At 71.2% G+C, this 15,411-nt stretch carries 11 protein-coding genes; 8 read left to right on the plus strand and 3 right to left on the minus strand.

What is annotated here, in order from left to right:
• Positions 1–33 precede the first annotated feature (33 nt).
• From ACFVQ0_RS14040 to ACFVQ0_RS14050, 3 genes are all read left to right on the plus strand, one after another.
• Entirely contained in the window at positions 34–738 is a 705-nt protein-coding gene (locus ACFVQ0_RS14040; RefSeq protein WP_390087601.1) for a hypothetical protein, read from the plus strand.
• A 242-nt stretch (positions 739–980) separates the two neighbouring features.
• On the plus strand, positions 981–1,160 hold the full coding sequence (locus ACFVQ0_RS14045) for a hypothetical protein (RefSeq protein WP_390087603.1): 180 nt from the start codon (positions 981–983) through the stop codon (positions 1,158–1,160).
• Between the two features lie 58 nt (positions 1,161–1,218).
• Complete coding sequence (locus tag ACFVQ0_RS14050; RefSeq protein WP_390087828.1) at positions 1,219–4,410, plus strand: AAA family ATPase; 3,192 nt, start codon at positions 1,219–1,221, stop codon at positions 4,408–4,410.
• Between the two features lie 71 nt (positions 4,411–4,481).
• Here the strand turns inward: ACFVQ0_RS14050 and ACFVQ0_RS14055 are convergent, their stop codons facing one another.
• From ACFVQ0_RS14055 to ACFVQ0_RS14065, 3 genes are all read right to left on the minus strand, one after another.
• A complete protein-coding gene (locus ACFVQ0_RS14055; protein WP_390087605.1) occupies positions 4,482–4,772 on the minus strand; it encodes a DUF6191 domain-containing protein in 291 nt (96 codons plus the stop codon).
• A 31-nt stretch (positions 4,773–4,803) separates the two neighbouring features.
• Positions 4,804–5,988, minus strand: a complete 1,185-nt coding sequence (locus ACFVQ0_RS14060) for a PQQ-dependent sugar dehydrogenase (protein ID WP_390087606.1) — start codon at positions 5,986–5,988, stop codon at positions 4,804–4,806.
• 256 nt (positions 5,989–6,244) lie between these two features.
• Positions 6,245–7,237, minus strand: a complete 993-nt coding sequence (locus ACFVQ0_RS14065; RefSeq protein ID WP_390087608.1) for an aldo/keto reductase — start codon at positions 7,235–7,237, stop codon at positions 6,245–6,247.
• A 97-nt stretch (positions 7,238–7,334) separates the two neighbouring features.
• Between ACFVQ0_RS14065 and ACFVQ0_RS14070 the strand changes: the two genes are divergently transcribed.
• The 5 genes from ACFVQ0_RS14070 to ilvC all read left to right on the plus strand — a co-directional run bounded on the left by ACFVQ0_RS14070 (position 7,335) and on the right by ilvC (position 15,146).
• Positions 7,335–8,297 (plus strand): 2-hydroxyacid dehydrogenase, encoded by a 963-nt coding sequence (locus tag ACFVQ0_RS14070; RefSeq protein ID WP_390087610.1) that lies wholly within the window; start codon positions 7,335–7,337, stop codon positions 8,295–8,297.
• A 284-nt stretch (positions 8,298–8,581) separates the two neighbouring features.
• The gene (locus tag ACFVQ0_RS14075; RefSeq protein WP_390087612.1) at positions 8,582–11,419 is read left to right on the plus strand and encodes an EAL domain-containing protein; all 2,838 of its coding nucleotides are present in this window, start codon (positions 8,582–8,584) and stop codon (positions 11,417–11,419) included.
• 217 nt (positions 11,420–11,636) lie between these two features.
• Positions 11,637–13,493 (plus strand): acetolactate synthase large subunit, encoded by a 1,857-nt coding sequence (locus ACFVQ0_RS14080; RefSeq protein WP_390087614.1) that lies wholly within the window; start codon positions 11,637–11,639, stop codon positions 13,491–13,493.
• A 23-nt stretch (positions 13,494–13,516) separates the two neighbouring features.
• Complete coding sequence (gene ilvN, locus ACFVQ0_RS14085; RefSeq protein WP_073738667.1) at positions 13,517–14,044, plus strand: acetolactate synthase small subunit; 528 nt, start codon at positions 13,517–13,519, stop codon at positions 14,042–14,044.
• Between the two features lie 100 nt (positions 14,045–14,144).
• Positions 14,145–15,146, plus strand: coding sequence for a ketol-acid reductoisomerase (ilvC, locus tag ACFVQ0_RS14090; protein WP_390087616.1), 1,002 nt, complete (start codon positions 14,145–14,147; stop codon positions 15,144–15,146).
• Positions 15,147–15,411: the final 265 nt, after the last annotated feature.

A 15,411-nucleotide genomic window follows, 5' to 3' on the forward strand; every position in this document is an offset into this window, starting at 1 on the left:
ACGTTCTCATCCGGGACGCCTAGCGTGCGGAAAATGAACCCCACCACTCCCACCACTCCCACAGCTCCCGTCGCCGAGGGCGACGGAGAGAAGAAGACGGCAGAGAAGGCCGCCACAGACACCGCCGGCGCCAAGGACGCGGCGGAGCGACCCGAGACGGCGGGGCGGCTCGACAAGGCACGCACGGAGCCCGCGGAGGCCGCGGACCGCGGCGACGGGGCGGAGCAGGACCTCGACCCGGCCCTGGACCCGGCCCTCGACCCGGACCCGGACCTGGCCCTCAGCGATGACGACCTGGACGACGACGGGTCCGGCAAGGAGTCCGCCGGTCTCGGCACCGCCGCCGCGGCCGTCGTCTCCGTCGGCCTCGGCATCGTCTCGCTCACCGGAGCCTGGAGCGGCCGGGTCGCCGCCGAGCGCGAGACCCTGATCGGACAGATCAAGACGTCGTCCGGCGGCTCGGCCGCCCAGCAGATCTCCGAGATCTACGGCGACGCCTGGCACGCCACCGCCCTGGTCAACGGGATCTTCGGACTCGTCGCCCTGCTGGTCGGCTGCTACGTCCTGGTCCGGCCCGCGTTCGGCGCCCCCTCCGCACACCCGCAGGCCGGCTGGGTCCGCGCGGTGGCCAAGGGCGGCATCGCGCTCGGCGTGATCGGCGTGCTGGTCGCCGTGGGCATGTACTTCGACCTCATCGTCGCCCTGCCCACGGCGACCGCGACGACAGCGGGAAGCTGACCCGGCGGACCGGAACTCCCCCTTCCGTACGACGCCCCCCGGAGCCGCCGGACAGGTCCTAAGGCATCCGCGGGGGCGTTCGCGGTCCGTGTGCGGTGACATGGGTACGTGCCTAAGGCATCGGCCCGCCGGAGATGCGGAACTCGCCCGATGCGCCGGCACCCCTCGGAGGACGAAAGTGGAGGCACGGCAGACGAACTGCCGCCACCGGGCCCAACGGCCCACGTCACCAGGGGAATCGCATGTACGAGTACGAGCTCCAGAAGATCATGCAGGCCGAACTGATCCGCCGCGCCGACGCCGAGCGGCTCGTCCGGGAAGCACGCCGCGCCGACCGGGCCGCCCGCAGTTCGGCACGTAAGGAGCGCGAGAGGACGGTGAGTGCGGACAGCGACCGGCGGCGGTTCGTGCACGCCGCGTAAGGGCGGAAGGACTATGCCGGTCCAGCCTCCCGGAACCGGGTTGTCGGACGCGTATGCGATGCTCGGCTTCGTGGAGACCAGGTCAGTCAGTCCCGTGTTCGTCGGCCGCGCAAATGAACTCACCTCACTCACCGATGCGCTCGCCCGCGCCACCGCGGCGGGCGCCGGTCCGGACGGCTGCGCCTGCGGGGAACCGCAGGCGCTGCTCGTCGGTGGCGAGGCGGGCGTCGGCAAGACCCGTCTGGTCGAGGAGTTCCTCGCGGTGGCCGCCCGCAGAGGGGCCGTCGTCGCCGTGGGCGGCTGCGTGGAGATCGGCGCGGACGGTCTGCCGTACGCCCCGTTCTCCACGGCCCTGCGCGCCCTGCGCCGCACGCTCCCGGAGGAGATGGCCGCCGCCTGCGCCGGACAGGAGAGCGAGCTGGCCCGGCTCCTTCCCGAACTGGGCGAACCGGGGCGGGACTCCGCCGACGAACACGGCACCGCCCGGCTCTTCGAACTCACCGGCCGACTGCTGGAGCGCATCTCGGCGGAGCGCGCGGTCGTCCTGGTCCTGGAGGACCTGCACTGGTCCGACGCCTCCACCCGGCACCTCCTCGCCTACCTGTTCCGCACGCTGCGCACCGGCCGCCTCGTCGTCGTCGGCACCTACCGGGCCGACGACATCCACCGCCGCCACCCGCTGCGCCCGCTGCTGGCCGAGATGGACCGGCTGCGCACCGTCCGCCGCATCGAGCTCGACCGCTTCAACCGGGCCGAGGTCCGCCGCCAACTCACCGGCATCCTCGCCGACACCCCGGAACCCACCCTGGTGGACGAGATATTCGAGCGCTCCGACGGCAACGCCTTCTTCGTCGAGGAGCTCGCCTGCAGCCTGGAGTGCGGTGACGGCGCCGGAGTCCCCGACTCACTGCGCGACCTCCTGCTCGTCCGGGTCGAAACACTCACCGACGACGCCCAGCGGGTCACCCGGGTCGTGGCCGAAGGCGGCTCGACCGTCGAGTACGAACTGCTGGCCGCCGTCGCGGGGCTCGCCGAGGACGACCTCATCGAAGCCCTGCGGGGAGCCGTCGGCGCCAATCTGCTGCTCACCACCCCGGAGGGCAACGGCTACCGCTTCCGGCACTCCCTGGTCCGCGAGGCCGTCAGCGACGACCTGCTGCCGGGCGAACGCTCCCGGCTCAACCGCCGTTACGCAGAAGCCCTGGAGGCCGACCCCACCCTCGTCCGCGACGGGGAGCGCGCCACCCGGCTGGCCAGCTACTGGTACGGCGCGCACGACGCGGCCAAGGCGCTGCCCGCCGTACTGAAGGCCTCGGTCGAAGCGCGCCACCGCCACGCCTTCTCCGAGCAGCTGCGGCTGCTGGAACGGGCGATGGAGCTGTGGGACGACGCCCCGGAAGCGGTACGCGGCACGCTGCGCCCCATCGACTACGCCGAGGTCTACCCGGCCTGCGGCTGCGGCTGCGACAGCGCCACTCCGCTGCGGTACCTCGACCTGATGGCGGAGGCCACCGTCGCCGCCCGCTTCGGCGGCGACCGCGAACGGGCCCTCACCCTCTGCAAGAAGGCCCTGCGCATCCTGGAGGGCGAGGACGACGCGCTGCGCGCCGCCTGGTTCTGGGTCCAGCGCTCCAGGCTGGTCCAGGACCTCACCCGCGGCGACGGCTGGGAGGAGCTGGCCACCGCGGAGGAGCTCGTCCGCGGACTGCCCCCGTCGGCCGTGCACGCCGACGTCCTGATGAGCGTGGCCGGCTGGGGCGCGCTGCACCGCCCCGGGCCCGACACCCTCGCGGCCGCCGACCGGGCCGTGGAGTACGCCCGGCTGGTCGGTGACGAGTACATCGAACTGCACGCCCGCCTCACCAGGGGCTGGCTGACCGTGGACGCCGGGGACGCCGACGACGGCATCGCGGAGATGTACGCCGTCCGCGACCGGGCCGAGGAGCTGTGCCTCGTCGACGTCATGGGCCGCGCCAGCATCAACCTCCCCTCGACCCTCGAAGCCATGGGCCGTTCCCTGGAAGCGGTGTCCGCCGCCGACCACGGGATCGAGATCTGCCACAGCCACGGCATAGCCGACAAGGAGGCGTGGGTCCGCACCAACCAGGCGATGTCCCTGTTCTCGCTCGGCCACTGGGACGAGGCCCTGGCCACCACGGAGGCCGCCGCCCGGGTCGCGCAGTCCCGCAAGGCCCAGGGCCTGGTCGCCGCCCGCCGCACCGAAGTAGCCCTGGCACGCGGCGACTTCGACGAAGCCGAACGGCAACTCGCACTGAACAAGCGAAGCTTCGGCTCACGTGACCCGCAGCCCCAGCACTTCATCAACGCCGTGCGCCACACCGTCGCCCTCGCCGTGCAGCAGGGCCGCCTCAGCGAGGCACGGACGGCCTTCGAGGCCCAGGCGGAGACCGGCTTCCCGACCGGCACCCAGCGCTACGCCCTGCCGCTGCTGCACGTCGTCGCGGCGGCCGAGGCCGATGCCCGCGGCCTGCCCGCCACCGAGCCCGGCCGGCCGGCGATCCTCGCGCTGATCCGCAGCCACCTCAAGCGGCTGCCGATGCTCGTCCCGGTGTGGGCGGCCTACGGTCTGCTCGTCGATGCCGAACTGGCCCGCGCCGAGGGCCTCGACACCCCCGACCACTGGTCGCGGGCGGCCCATGCCTTCGCCCCGCTGCGCCGCCCGTACGAGCTGGCCCAGATCCGTCACCGCTGGGCCGAGGCCCTGCTCGTGGCCTCCGGCGACCGCGCCGCGGCCACCGCCCTGCTGCGCGAGGCACACGGCACGGCCCTGCGCCTGGGCGCGCGCCCGCTGACCGAGACCATCGAGCTGCTGGCCGGCCGCGCCCGCATCACCCTCGCCACCCCCGACGCGCTTCGCGGCCCCGGCTCGGCCACCGGCTCGGGGTCCGCGTCCGGATCCGGGGCGGAGATCCTGGAGGCCGTCACCGTCCCGGACGGCGACGGCGCCACCGACGAGCAGACCGGCCGGGACAGATCCGAGGAGCAGCTCCGGGCCGCGGCCGCCGCCGCGGTGGAGTCCTTCGGGCTGACCCGGCGCGAACAGGACGTGCACCGGCTCGTCGCCGAAGGCCACACCAACCGGAGGATCGCAGAGGAGCTGTACATCTCGCCCAAGACCGCGAGCGTGCACGTCTCCAACATCCTGGCCAAGCTCGGGGTGGCCAGCCGGGGCGAGGCCGCCGCACTCGCCCACCGGCTGCGGCTGTACCGCACGCCCACGGGCTCCTGAGGACGGGGGCTGGGGGGAGGCAGGAGGAAGGCTGTCCGGCAGCCCCGTCGGGCGCGCCAGGACGCGGACAGCTACACCGCTTCGCCGCGCTCCCCGGTGCCGGCGCCCCCGGTGCCGGCGTCCCCGGGCGCTGTGTCCCCGGGCTCCGCGCCCTCGGGCCCCGCGTCCTCGGCGGCTATGTCCTGGGACGCGGTGTCCCCGGTGTCCGGCCGGCGGACCACCACCTTCCCCGAGGTGAGGTCTATCGGACCGCGCGCCGGGTCACCGATGCCGAGATCCACCCGGCTCAGCTCCAGCCGCCGCTGTTCCTCGGCAGCGTGCTTGCGGCCGGGTGCGAAGAGTTCCTCGAAGAAGTTGAACACGGGCCGCGCACCCTTCCGCCTGCTGTAGCCGCTACCGCACCTCAAGCACCAGGATCTTGTCGTCTCCCGGCTTCGGGGTGCCACGGGTGTCCGTCTCGCTCGTGACGAGATAGACCTTGTCGCCGCCCGCCGCCAGCACCGTGCGCAGACGGCCGTACTTCCCCTTCAGGAACGCCTGCGGGGCCGCCAGAGGTTCCTTGCTCTCGTCACCGGACAGCGGAATCCGCCAGAGCCGCTCACCCCGCAGACCGGCCATCCAGATCGAACCCTTGGCGTAGGCGATGCCGCTCGGGGACGCCTCGGACGTCTTCCACTGTGCCACGGGGTCGATGAAACCCTTCTCGCCCGCTTCGCCCTCGGCGTCCGGCCAGCCGTAATTCCCACCTGGCACGATCCGGTTCAGCTCGTCCCAGGTGTCCTGGCCGAATTCGGATGCCCACAGCTGCTTGTGGCTGTCCCAGGCGAGGCCCTGCACATTGCGGTGACCGTACGAATACACCACGGAGTCGGCCTGCGGATTGCCGTGCAGGGGCTCGCCGTCCGGCGTCATCCGAAGGATCTTGCCGGCCAGGGACTTCTTGTCCTGGGCGTAGCCGTGATCGCCCGTCTCGCCCGTGCCCGCGTAAAGCATGTGGTCCGGGCCGAAGGCGATCCGTCCCCCGTTGTGGATGGAGCCCTTCGGGATGCCCCGCAGGATCGTGTCGGGAGCGCCCAGCAGCTGACCGGGTGTCGTCCCCTTCTCGTCGTAGAGCATGCGGGCGATGCGGTTGTCAGAGGCGGTGGTGAAGTACGCGTACACCAGATGGTCCGTGCCGAAGGTGGGGGAGACCGCGATCCCCAGCAGCCCGCCCTCCCCGTCGGGAGCCACCCCGGGCACGGTGCCCAGCAGCGTCTTCTTCCCGCTCTCCGCGTCCACCCGGGTGATCGTCCCCTTGTCCCGCGAGGAGACCAGCAGGTCACCGTCCGGCAGGGCGGTGAGGCCCCACGGGGAGTCCAGCCCTTCCGTGAGGGTCGACACCACCTTCACCGAGCCCTTCGCGGGCGGCAGATCGGCCGCCGGGCGCGAGGCGGACGGCGAGGCAGGAGCCGGTGTGCCCGATCCGGCCTCCCGGGAGCCGGCCGGCGAGCTCGCGCCCTGGCCCGCCGTGCTCCGCGCCCCCTCCTGCGACGAGCACCCCGCGGCGAGCAGCAGGGCCCCGCTCGCCAGCAGAGCCACCGCCCCACGCCACACCCCGCCCCCCGCACCCAGCCGTGCCGTACTCAGCCGTACCGTACTCAGCCGCGCGAGGCGACCACTCCCAAGAGGCGTCGTGTGACTCCCCATCGGGTCCTGCCCAGATCCGATCACCGCACCGATCCCTTCGACGGCCGCCTGTCTACTGTTCTTACACCGCGGCCCGCCCCGGGGTTCCCGATGACGGCCGACTTTCTCGATCAGGGATTCGGCGGCCCGTACGACCGTGCGCCCGCGCTCAGTCCCACGACTCCCGCGCCGGCGGCAGCCGGTCGATCTCCGCCAGGTCCTGCGCCGTCAGCGCCAGACCGGCCGCCTCCGCGTTCTCCACCGCCCAGCGCGCCCGCTTGGTACCGGGCACCGGAACCACCTGCGGTCCCTGCCGCAGCGTCCAGGCCAGCGCCACCTGGGCGGGCGTCGCTCCGTGCCGCTCCGCCACCCGCCGCAGCCCGACCACCACCGGCTGGTTCGCCGCCATCATCTCGGCGGTGAACCGGGGGTGCCGGGCCCGCAGATCCTCCGGCTCGAAACCCTGCCCCGGCGTGAGCGTCCCCGTCAGGTACCCGTTGCCCAGCGGCATCGCCGCCAGGAACCCCACACCCCGCGCCGCACACCACGGCAGCAGCGACTCCAGCGCCTGCGGCGACCACACCGAGAGCTCCGCCTGCACCGCGCTCACCGGAAAGACCTGCTGCACCCGTTCCAGCTGCCGGATCGTTCCGTCGTGCAGCCGCGCCCCCGGCCGGCGAGAGGCCCGCGCCCCGATCGCGCACAGCCCCAGCGCCCGGACCTTCCCCGCGGCCACCAGCTCCGCCATCGCGCCCCAGGTCTCCTCGACCGGCACCTCGGGGTCGGCCCGGTGCAGTTGGTACAGATCGATCACATCGGTCTGCAGCCGGCGCAGCGAGGCGTCGCAGGCCCGCCGGACATAGCCGGGCCGGCCGTTGGCCACTATGTGCTGATCGCCCACCAGCAGTCCGCACTTGGTGGAGAGGAAGGCCTCGGAGCGGCGCCCCTTCAGCGCCCGCCCCAACAGCAGCTCATTGGTGAACGGCCCGTACATGTCGGCCGTGTCGAGCACTTGGACGCCCGCGTCGAGGGCCGCGTGCACCGCGCGCAGGGCGTCGTCGCCACGCTGCCGCGAGGCGTCGTACGCCCAGCTCATCGGCATGCAGCCGAGACCGACCGCGCCCACGGCGAGCGCCGCCGCGCCGAGACTCCTGCGCTCCAACTCCCCGCACCCTTCCTCGGCCCGCCCGCATGGGGCCACACTCCGCACCCACAAACTAACCTCTGCTCCCCGCGCGCCGTCGCATAGCCTCCTGACCATGACTTCCACCATGAATTCCACCGCGGCCCCCGATGTGTGGCTGCCGATCGAGGCCGACGGGATCGAAGGACTTCCCGAGGGTCTCAACTACCGTTTCTGGGACGGCGGGCAGGACTACCCGGCCGACCCGGCGGACTGCGCGTTCTATGTCGTCCCGTACATGAAGGGCCCGAAGGTCGCGGTCCGTCCGCTCGCCGCGATGAGCGCGGTACGGGTCGTGCAGACGCTCTCCGCGGGCATCGACCACGTCGAGCCGGGGCTCGGCCTGCTGCCCGCCGGTGTGCGGCTGTGCAACGCCAAGGGGGTGCACGAGGCATCCACCGCCGAGCTGACGCTCGCCCTGATCCTCGCCTCCCTGCGCGGCTTCCCCGGCTTCGTGCGCGGCCAGGACAACGAGGAGTGGCGGTCCGGGTTCTATCCGGCGCTCGCCGACAAGTCGGTGCTGATCGTGGGGTACGGATCGATCGGCTCCGCGATAGAGGACCGGCTCGCACCCTTCGAGTGCGCGCGGGTGGCGCGCGTCGCACGCTCCGCGCGGACCACCGCACGCGGGCCCGTACATACGCTCGACGACCTGCCCGCACTGTTGCCCGAGGCCGACATCGTGATTCTGTCCACCCCGCTGAACCCGTCCACACAAGGGCTGGTGGGCGCGGACTTCCTCGCGGCGATGCGGGACGGGGCGCTGCTGGTGAACGTCGCCCGCGGCGGTGTCGTCGACACCAAGGCGCTGCTGTCCGAACTCGAATCGGGCCGGCTGCACGCCGCACTCGATGTCACAGATCCGGAACCGCTCCCTTCCGGCCATCCCCTCTGGCATGCTCCGAACGTCCTGATCACTCCTCATGTGGGCGGCAGCACCTCGGCGTTCCTGCCCAGGGCCAAGCGTCTGATCGCCGGACAGCTCAGCCGGTTCGCCGCGGGGGAGCCGGTCCACAACGTCGTACGCACCACCGGCTGAACACGCAGCGAGCACGTTCCGGGGCTCTCCGTGGCGACAAGTCCCCAGGTCGTCACGGAGAGTAGAGGAACTATGTCCCTGCGTGACGAGTCTGGTGTATCGTCCCGAAAGGGAGGCTGCGCCGTGGAAGGGACGGCGTCGGGGAGGAAGCCACACGCGAGGGGGCGACGGGCGATGTACGGCCGATGGGCGAACGATCCGACATGGCGGGGTGACCGCGGACGGCCGGCGACCCGTCCGGTGCGCCGGCGCCGCGGCCGTCCGCGGACCGCGGGAGCGCCCCGGTGAGCGCGCCGGCGAGCACCCGCGGAGCGCTGCTGGCCCGGCGGCCGGCCCTCGGCAGGACGCCCGCCCTCCTCCCGCAGCTCCTTCTCGGCCTCGCCTGCGCCGGATACGCGGTGGGCGCGGGGCTGGGCTGGGGTTCGGTGCGGATGGCGCTCTTCATGGGCGACTTCGGCCTCAGCACCGCCGCCCTGGCCGCCGCCGTCTCCTGCTTCCTCTTCGCACGCGCGGCGGACAACCGGTTCCGGCCGGCCTGGCTGCTGTTCTCGCTCTCCTCGCTGATGGCCGCCGGTGGCAACGCCGTCTGGGGGTGGTACGAGTTCGTGCGCGGGCTTCCGGTGCCCAGCCCCTCCCTCGCGGACCTCTTCTACCTCTGCTTCGCGCCGCCCGCGATCGTCGGACTGCTCGTCCTCGCCAAGCGCCCCGTCACCCGGGCCGGCTGGGTCTGCCTGGCGCTCGACTCCTGGCTGATCGGCGGATCGCTCCTCACGCTCTCCTGGAGCCTCGCCCTCGCCCACACCGCACATCTGGCGGACGTCGAGGGCGCCAGCGTGGCGCGGGCGGCGCTCTCGCTGGCCTACCCGCTGCTCGACATCGTGCTGGTCTCCATGGTCCTCGCGCTGCACTTCCGGCGCTCCAGCCTCAACCGGGCCGCGGTGAACACGGCGATCGCCGCCCTCGCCCTGACCGTGCTGTGCGACGCCCTGTTCACCTCGCCGCTGCTCCGCCAGACCTACCACTCGGGCCAGTTGCTCGACGCCGGCTGGTTCGCCGGTTCGCTGCTCCTCGCCTACGCCCCCTGGGGCGCGGGCCGTGCGGAGGACAACGCTGTCCAGGAACGGCCCCTGCCCCGGACCACCAGCCGCCCCATCGCCGGTTCGCTGGCCGCGCTGACGCCCTATCTCGCCGCCGCCGTCTGCACCCTGGGCATCCTCTACAACGTCATCGAGGGCCGCAGAGTGGACCGGGTGGTGGTCTTCACCGGCTGCACGGTGGTGCTCGCGCTGGTCGTCCGGCAGGGCATCATGCTCGTCGACAACATCGCCCTCACCCAGGAACTGGCCCAGAAGGAGAACCACTTCCGCTCGCTGGTGCAGGGTTCCAGCGACGTCATCATGATCGCCGCCCCGACCGGCATACTCCGCTACGTCAGCCCCGCCGCCTCCGGTGTCTACGGGCGCGAGGCGGACGACCTGGTGGGTGCCGAGCTCTCCTCGATCATCCACCCCGACGACCTGGGCGCGGTGGTGCACGAGGTGCGCCGCTTCCTCGCCGCGCCGCCGGCCGAGGAGCCCACCACCCGTATCGAGTGCCGTTTCAGATCCGGCAGCGGCGAATGGCTGAACGTCGAGTCCACCGTCAACCGGCACCAGGGCGGGCTGATCCTCAACAGCCGCGACGTCACCGAACGGGTCCGACTGCAGGCCCAGTTGCAGCACAACGCCGAGCACGACCCGCTCACCGACCTGCCCAACCGGGCCCTCTTCACCGACCGGGTCCGCCGCACCCTCAGCGGCCGCCGGTCCGGAGACGCGGGCACCGCCGTCCTCTTCATCGACCTGGACGGCTTCAAGGCGGCCAACGACCGGCTCGGCCACCAGGCGGGCGACGAGCTCCTCATCCAGGCCGCCCGCCGCCTCCAGGACTCCGTACGGGCCGGGGACACCGCGGCCAGGCTCGGCGGTGACGAGTTCGCCGCCCTCATCGTCGGGGACGGCAGCCGCGAGCAGACCGCCCGCGAGTACCAGGTCCACGAGATCGCCGACCGGCTGCGCCTCACCCTCTCCCGGCCCTACCGGATCGGCGCCGGAGAGGTCCGGGTCACCGCCTCCATCGGCGTCGCCTTCGCGGAGGCGGCCATCACCCCCAACGACCTCATGCGCAACGCGGACCTCGCCATGTACCGCGCCAAGGCGGGCGGCAAGGACCGCGTCGAGCTGTACGCCCCGCAGATGCAGGCCGAGGTGGTCCGCCGCTCCGAACTCGCCGCCCGGCTGCGCACCGCCCTGCGCGACGGCGAGTTCGCGCTGCTCCACCAGCCCGTGGTGCATCTCACCAGCGGCACGGTCGCCGCCGTCGCCGCACAGGCCCGCTGGCGCTCCGCCCAGGGCATCCTGTTCACCCCCGCAGAGTTCCTCCGCGTCGCGGAGGACAGCGACCGCACCGCGGAGCTGGGCCGCTGGCTCCTCGAAGAGGCCGTCGAGCAGGCCGCGGACCGGGCCCGTGCCGGACACCAGGTCTCCGTCGCCGTCCGGCTCCCCGCCCGCCGGCTGCTCGACAAGGGAATGCCCTTCGGCTCCGTCGAGGCGCTGCTCACCCGTTACGGGCTGCCGTCGGGGGCGCTGATGATCGAGGTCTCCGACAGCGATCCGAGAGTCTCCTTCGACGAACTCGAACAGCGGCTGGTGGCCCTGCGCCGGCTCGGCGTACGGATCGCGCTCGACGGCTTCGGCAGCGGCTACGCCGCGATCAACGCATTGCGCCGGCTCCCCATCGACGTACTGAAACTGGACCGCGGCCTGGTCGAGGGGGTCGTCGAGTCCGCCCGGCTGCACAAGATCACCAGCGGGCTGCTGCGGATCGCGTGCGACCTCGGCATGCAGTCCGTGGCCGACGGCGTCGACGTACCGGAACAGGTCCTCGCCCTGCGCGCCATGGGCTGTACGCACGGCCAGGGCATGGCCTTCAGCGGGCCGCTGGACGAGTACCGGCTGCGCCGCGCCCTGGTCCGCGGCGAGTTCCCGGTGCCCGGCGGAAGCGTCGTGCAGCCCGTCCTGGCGGGCGGCTCGATCCCGCTCCTCACCGGATCACATACTGAGACGCCCGTCCCACCCACTTGACACGTCGAGTGCGTCGGAGAGAGGGTCAATGCCATGCGCACCCGAATTCTCGTACTTGGAAAGCGCGTCGGCTGAAGCAGAGTCCCTCACTGACACTCTGCAGACCGCACCGGCGCGCTCCCCTCGCTTGCCTCACGGCACGAGGGGTTTTTTGTTGCACCGGTACCACGCAAAACGTCGTAAAACACTCGCAAAAACCCTCAGCTTCGAGAAGAGAATGCCGATGACCGAGCAGGCCACCGGGGCCCACCATCCCCAGCCGCGAGCCCGTACCGGCGGATCGCCCTCCGCCGCCGTTGAGCACCTCACGGGCGCGCAGTCCCTGATTCGTTCTCTTGAGGAAGTCGGGGCCGACACGGTATTCGGCCTCCCCGGCGGCTGCATTCTCCCGGCGTACGACCCGCTGATGGACTCCACCCGGGTCCGTCACGTCCTGGTCCGCCACGAGCAGGGCGCGGGCCACGCGGCCACCGGCTACGCACAGGCCACCGGCAAGGTCGGTGTCTGCATCGTCACCTCGGGTCCGGGTGCCACCAACCTCGTCACCCCGATCGCCGACGCGGCCATGGACTCTGTGCCCATGGTCGCGATCACCGGCCAGGTGGCCTCCGCCGCCATCGGTACGGACGCCTTCCAGGAAGCCGACATCTGCGGCATCACCATGCCGATCACGAAGCACAACTTCCTGGTCACCCGTGCCGAGGACATCGCGCACACCATCGCCGAGGCCTTCCACATCGCGTCCACCGGCCGTCCGGGACCGGTTCTCGTCGACATCGCCAAGGACGCGCTGCAGTCGAAGACCACGTTCTCCTGGCCGCCGCAGATGGACCTGCCGGGCTACCGCCCGGTGACCAAGCCGCACGCCAAGCAGATCCGTGAGGCCGCCAAGCTCATCACCCAGGCCAAGCGCCCGGTGCTGTACGTGGGCGGCGGCGTCATGAAGGCCGGAGCCACCGCGGAACTGAAGGTCCTGGCAGAGCTCACCGGCGCGCCCGTCACCACCACCCTGATGGCGCTCGGCTCCTTCCCCGACAGCCACCCGCAGCACGTGGGAATGCCCGGCATGCACGGTTCGGTCACCGCCGTCACCGCGCTGCAGAAGGCCGACCTGATCGTCGCCCTGGGCGCCCGGTTCGACGACCGGGTCACCGGCAAGCTGGACAGCTTCGCCCCGTACGCCAAGATCGTGCACGCCGACATCGACCCGGCGGAGATCGGCAAGAACCGGGCCGCCGACGTGCCGATCGTCGGGGACGCCCGCGAGGTCATCGCCGACCTCGTCCAGGCGGTCCAGGCCGAGCACACCGAGGGCCACACCGGCGACTACGCCGCCTGGTGGAAGGACCTCAACCGGTGGCGTGACACCTACCCGGTCGGCTACGACCTGCCGGACGACGGCAGCCTCTCGCCGCAGCAGGTCATCGAGCGGATCGGCGAACTCGCCCCGGACGGAACGATCTTCGCGGCGGGCGTCGGCCAGCACCAGATGTGGGCCTCGCACTTCATCAAGTACGAGCAGCCCGCCACCTGGCTGAACTCGGGCGGTGCCGGGACGATGGGGTACGCGGTCCCGGCGGCGATGGGTGCCAAGGCCGGGATGCCGGACCGCACGGTCTGGGCGATCGACGGTGACGGCTGCTTCCAGATGACCAATCAGGAGCTCACCACCTGCGCGCTCAACAACATCCCGATCAAGGTCGCGATCATCAACAACGGCGCGCTCGGGATGGTCCGCCAGTGGCAGACCCTCTTCTACAACCAGCGGTACTCCAACACCGTGCTGCACACCGGCGCCGACACCGACGGCCTCCCGGCGAAGGGCACCCGGGTGCCCGACTTCGTCAAGCTGTCGGAGGCCATGGGCTGCTACGCGATCCGCTGCGAGGACCCGGCCGACCTGGACAAGGTCATCGCCGAGGCCAACTCGATCAACGACCGCCCCGTCGTGGTGGACTTCATCGTCCACGAGGACGCGATGGTGTGGCCGATGGTCGCAGCCGGCACCTCCAACGACGAGGTCATGGCCGCCCGCGGCGTCCGCCCCGACTTCGGCGACAACGAAGACGACTGAGAGACAGAGAGAGACCGACTTCCATGTCCACCAAGCACACGCTCTCCGTCCTGGTCGAGAACAAGCCCGGTGTCCTCGCCCGGATCACCGCCCTGTTCTCCCGCCGCGGCTTCAACATCGACTCGCTCGCGGTCGGTACCACCGAACATCCCGACATCTCCCGCATCACCATTGTGGTCAATGTCGAGGGCCTGCCCCTGGAGCAGGTGACCAAGCAGCTCAACAAGCTGGTCAACGTCCTGAAGATCGTCGAACTCGAACCCGCCGCTGCGATCCAGCGCGAGCTCGTCCTGGTGAAGGTCCGCGCCGACAGCGAGACCCGTTCCCAGATCGTCGAGATCGTCCAGCTGTTCCGCGCCAAGACCGTGGACGTCTCCCCGGAGGCCGTCACGATCGAGGCGACCGGCGGAGCCGACAAGCTGGAGGCGATGCTCAAGATGCTGGAGCAGTACGGCATCAAGGAGCTCGTCCAGTCCGGCACCATCGCCATAGGACGCGGCGCGCGCTCGATCACCGACCGGTCGCTGCGCGCCCTCGACCGCACGGCGTAGCCCCACCGCCTCGCCGCTCGTATGGCGAGACCCGAAAACGTAACCGACGCACCCCGCCGTACGGTGGGACGCAACACCTGCACACCAAGGAGAAGACCCAGTGGCCGAGCTGTTCTACGACGACGATGCCGACCTGTCCATCATCCAGGGCCGCAAGGTCGCGGTCCTCGGCTACGGCAGCCAGGGCCACGCCCACGCGCTGTCGCTGCGCGACTCGGGTGTCGACGTCCGTGTCGGTCTGCACGAGGGCTCGAAGTCCAAGGCCAAGGCCGAGGAGCAGGGCCTGCGCGTGGTGACGCCCGCCGAGGCGTCCGCCGAGGCCGACGTCATCATGATCCTGGTTCCGGACCCGATCCAGGCCCAGGTCTACGAGGAGTCCGTCAAGGACAACCTCAAGGACGGCGACGCGCTGTTCTTCGGCCACGGCCTGAACATCCGCTTCGACTTCATCAAGCCGCCGGCCAACGTCGACGTCTGCATGGTCGCCCCGAAGGGCCCGGGTCACCTGGTCCGCCGCCAGTACGAGGAGGGCCGCGGCGTTCCGTGCATCGTGGCCGTCGAGCAGGACGCCACGGGCAAAGGCCTGGAGCTGGCGCTCTCGTACGCCAAGGGCATCGGCGGCACCCGCGCCGGCGTCATCAAGACCACGTTCACCGAGGAGACCGAGACCGACCTCTTCGGCGAGCAGGCCGTCCTCTGCGGTGGCACCGCCGCCCTGGTGAAGGCCGGTTTCGAGACGCTGACCGAGGCCGGCTACCAGCCGGAGATCGCGTACTTCGAGTGCCTGCACGAGCTGAAGCTCATCGTGGACCTCATGTACGAGGGCGGCCTGGAGAAGATGCGCTGGTCCATCTCGGAGACCGCCGAGTGGGGCGACTACGTCACCGGCCCGCGCATCATCACCGACGCGACCAAGGCCGAGATGAAGAAGGTCCTCGCCGAGATCCAGGACGGCACCTTCGCCAAGAACTGGATGGCCGAGTACCACAACGGTCTGCCCAAGTACAACGAGTACAAGAAGGCCGACAGCGACCACCTGCTGGAGACCACGGGCCGTGAGCTCCGCAAGCTCATGAGCTGGGTCAACGACGACGACGCGTAACACCGGTGCCTCAGGGGCGGGTTCCCGGACCCGCCCCTGAGGCATCAGCCCCGCTTCACCGCTGGAAGAGGCGGCGTCGTACGTGTGTACAAGTCGTCCAGCCTCATGTGGGTGATCCTTCCAACGGGGCGCAGTATGCGCCGTCGCGCATGACTACACTTCTTCACACATACACGCGTCAGGCCCACAGTGTCGTGCGTCTTCCACGCGGCAAGCACCTCCACCGCCTGCGGCCGTCGGGACGGCCGTCCGCACTGGACCTGTG

It is taken from the genome of Streptomyces sp. NPDC057900 (genome assembly GCF_042887885.1).
Taxonomy (GTDB): domain Bacteria; phylum Actinomycetota; class Actinomycetes; order Streptomycetales; family Streptomycetaceae; genus Streptomyces.